3 protein-coding genes are annotated in these 3,996 nt (G+C 33.8%); all 3 read right to left on the bottom strand.

Going from position 1 to position 3,996, the window contains the following annotated elements; translation table 11 throughout:
- Window positions 1-259: 259 nt before the first annotated feature.
- On the bottom strand, window positions 260-817 hold the full coding sequence (locus RCH19_RS14595; RefSeq protein ID WP_343023844.1) for a hypothetical protein: 558 nt from the start codon (window positions 815-817) through the stop codon (window positions 260-262).
- A gap of 158 nt (window positions 818-975) precedes the next feature.
- Window positions 976-2,841 (bottom strand): AAA family ATPase, encoded by a 1,866-nt coding sequence (locus RCH19_RS14590; protein ID WP_343023843.1) that lies wholly within the window; start codon window positions 2,839-2,841, stop codon window positions 976-978.
- 45 nt (window positions 2,842-2,886) lie between these two features.
- Entirely contained in the window at window positions 2,887-3,840 is a 954-nt protein-coding gene (locus tag RCH19_RS14585) for a GNAT family N-acetyltransferase (RefSeq protein ID WP_343023842.1), read from the bottom strand.
- Window positions 3,841-3,996 lie beyond the last annotated feature (156 nt).

Below are 3,996 nucleotides of genomic sequence, written 5' to 3'. Positions count from 1 at the left end.
AAAATAGTGTGTAGCAGAGTGAAGATATTGAAGTTTACAAGAGTGTCTTTAGAGAGAAATTGTGAAAAATCGAGGTTTTTTCACAGCCTGACGTCCCGCCGCTTCACGCAGTTGCGGATCTTAGCGAACTGAGGATTTTCCACCAAGATAATCTTTATTCGTGAAAATGAAATCTCCGGCTAGAAAAATCTCCGCAATTGCTTGAAACGGCTGTTAGCACCTGGCGTTCTGTCCACCATTAATATTTGTTCAATACTTGTCAAAATATATCCTTGTCTTTACCGTCAATTTTATGATTTACTTTCTGTCCCATACTTGAAGTAACATATCCTGCAACTGTTTCTCCATTTCGTTGCCCATTTGATAAGTAGTTAATGTCTATTGAGCAGTCACCTGTTATATCAACCCAAACAGTTTTACTTTCTCCAACTTCCAATTTGTCAATGTGTCCACCGCCACAACCATCAATATTTATGTCAGTCAAAGTTGTCTGCGTTGAGTTTGTAAAGGTTATTCTCATTGTGCCAAGAAGAATAATTGCAACCCAACAATAAAAAAGCATAATTGGAATGTTCAGCAACATTAGTCCGCAAGTTGTCAAAAGCTTTGTTCTATTGTCTTTGTCCTTATTAGCTTTTAATAAAATTGAGATTAAAATTCCAACATTTATTAGTCCTGTCAATGCTATAAAGCCATAGCCAACAAAAAGTAATTCAAATGAAGAGGTCAGGAAGTAAAGTCCAAAAATAACTGTCCCGAGCAAGAATGAAATTAATGCTGTTTGTCGTCCGAGTTTTATTTGTCGTTCTGTCGTCATACGCTTGGTGCTAACGTTTTGCAGCTACAAGAAGTTGGCGATTTCGAAGCACTAAACTGTCTGCCATCACAAAACTTGATACGAAGAACAAAGCTTCATTTAACCACTGAACCGCCAATTTCTTGTAGGTGCTGTTATCGGCTGCCTTTCTTGTCGCTCTATGTCGTCCGTCTATTGCTTTCATTGTCGCTTTGATTTATTGAATCAATAATTTGTTCAGTTTCATGAAAGTTAATGATGCGTTTGTCTGCGATAATATCTTCTTTGCGTAATCTCCTTTTCAGAGTAATTCCATTTAGTGTTCTGCATCTACTCAATGCCGTATAAATTTGTCCATTCACAAAAGCACCTGTGCCAAGGTCAATCATTACATTGTCAAATGTCAAACCTTGACTTTTATGAATTGTAATTGCCCAAGCTAATTTTATTGGGAATTGAGTAAATGTTCCGATTACTTCTGAAACTATTTTCTTTTTGTCTTTATCGTATTTGTATTTCCTGTTCTCCCAAGTAACTTTTTCCAACTTGTAGGTTGTGCCGTTTTGTAATCTAACTTCAATCAAGTCGCTTGAAATGAAATCAACTTTAGCAATTGTTCCGTTTACCCACCTGCCGCCTGCACCATCATTCTTAATAAAAATTACTTGTGCATTTTTTTTCAACTCTAAAGTTTTTCCCGTTGGATACTTGTCCTCCTTAAATTCTCCTGTAATTTCAGCTTCAAAATTGAATTTGGTGTATGTCAACTCTAAAAGTTTTTTAGTGTTCTCTGCATTGGCGATTGCATTTGTTGCAGTGAGATTAATTACAAACTCATCAAGTTTTGGAGTGTAATTTGGATTGTATCTTTCATTAAGTTTTGAAATTGTAGTTTCAGTTGCTTGGCAAATTCTTACTGCATCTAATAATTCCACGAATGGTAAATCGTCTTTTTGACGATGAGATTTTTTGAACTCAAAGTATGTTGGACTAACTTCTTTGTATGAATGTGAATCAAAAAAATATTCGCTATCGTAAATTTCTTCAAAGAGAAATTTTTCAACTTCATCAGTTGAATCAACTACGGGTGGTAATTGAAATATATCTCCAATGAAAAGTAATTGTTTACCGCCAAATTTCTTATTTGGGTCGCCTCCATTTTTACGAAGCGAAAAGTCAATTGCTTCCAGAATGTCGGAACGTAACATTGAAACCTCATCTATTACGATGGTATCAATTTTTTGAATGATTTTATATTTTTGTGTAAAGTCTCTAAAAATTGTTATTTCATCATCTTCTGGCATTAATGGTTTTAATGGGAATCGAAAAAACGAATGTATTGTTTGCCCTCCAACATTGATAGCAGCAATACCAGTAAATGCAGTCATTAAAACTTTCTTCTTTGTTTTTTGAGCAAAGTAATGAACGAAAGTAGACTTACCTGTTCCTGCTTTTCCTGTAATAAAGAAACTATCATTAGTATTTTCAATTTTGTCAAAGAGATATTTTATAGTTTTATCGTTCTCATATCCATCAGGTAGGTTTGTGATTTTTTTATAAAGGTCTGGCAATTCTAAATCTTCAAATAAATTTAGTTGTCCTCCGTGAATACTTTCTTCTGATTCTATACGCAAAAGGAAAAATAGGTCTCCGTTATTGTCATGATAAGGATTCTCTACGTTTAGGTCTGTTCCGTAATGTGCAAGTGTCTTGAAGATGTAATAGCACTTTTTTGTCAGTTTAGTAAAGTCATCAGGATATTTTTCAAGGTGTCTATTGATAGCTTCTTTTCTAATTTTTATTCCAATGAAACTTAAATATTCACTTAGATTTTCAATTGCTGTGTCACGGTCTGTTTCATTGCATGAATTATAAAAATGTGAAAAGTCATAAGGAAAATCTGAGGGATAGCTTTCGTCCTCCTTTCCATAAAATAATTGGTGGGCATAATTACTGTGAAAAGTTCCCGTTGCCTTGTCAACAAGCTGGGATTTTTTGAAGTTATCAATCCATTTTCTTTCTATGTTTTTTGTTGTTATTGGCATCCCTTTTGACTATTGCTCAACTCTATTTATTAATTGTCGACTATTTTATAACTGATTAATTGCATTTTGTATTTCCGCTCTAGTAATCAAGTCAGTATCACCTGAAAATTTTTCAAGAGCAAAACCATAATACATTTTAGCGTCTTCTTTCTTTCCGTCTAATTCTCTCATTTTTGCGAACCAGTAAAACGTTTCATGATTCTCAGGAAGGTTTTCTTGCATAATCACCATGTTACATTGTCCAAATGCCTCTGAGGATTCTTTGTAATTTTTCTCATTAAATTTTATTCGACCCAATAAATAAAAATATTTAGCAATCAACTTAGGGTGTTGACCATTAGCTTTAATTGTTTCTGTAATTTTATTTATTGCATTAACTAACTCTGTTTGCGAAGCGTTTAATCCAAACCTTCCTGTTTTAGTTTGATTTTCGTTCACTGATTTTAACGTTAAATCCTTTTTCCATAGATGTCGGAAACGAATTTCACCTTCTCTCATCATTTCAGGGTCAACAAGTGCTTGACTTTTATTTGTTGTGAAGCCAAGTTTTACAATTACATTTTCTGATGTCAGATTATCTTTATCAATGTCAGCCTCAACGGTCTTTACTCCAAGAGATTTCAGTGAATCAATTACAAGCTCTGCGGTTTTAGAAATTATTCCCTTCTTTCTATGTTCAGGTTTTAAAGCGTAACTGATTCTTGCTTTGTGTAAACTGTCTCTAAATTCAAAAGCAAAAAAACCACAAGCCTTATCTTTGGAAAATATTCCATTTCCTTTTTCAATAATAATCCAAGCAAAACCAGACCCTTGTTCAAAGTCATGCAGCCAATAATTAACAAGGTTTCTATAATCTTGTCTCGCCTCCTTAGGCACAATGTAGTATTTACGAACAGAACTGTCGTTGAACATTTCAGAAATAAACTGTCGGTCATTCTCCGTTAGTTTTCTCAAAATCAAATTTTCTTTTCTTAGTTCGTTGAGTTTTGTAAAGTCCATATGTTTAATTTTTGTCTTTCAGTTTGAGTTTGCACGGTCGTCCAAAGGTTGCCGATAACGGCAGTCTGTGAAAAAACTTCCGTTTAGTTCTTTCAAAAATAGTTAAATTATTTTAATAAAAGGAAGAAAAGTTGTATATTTAATAATGCAACACAT

It is taken from the genome of Flavobacterium sp. PL12, from assembly GCF_039123485.1.
GTDB lineage: Bacteria > Bacteroidota > Bacteroidia > Flavobacteriales > Flavobacteriaceae > Flavobacterium > Flavobacterium weaverense.
This window is presented reverse-complemented; position numbering and strand designations above follow the sequence as displayed.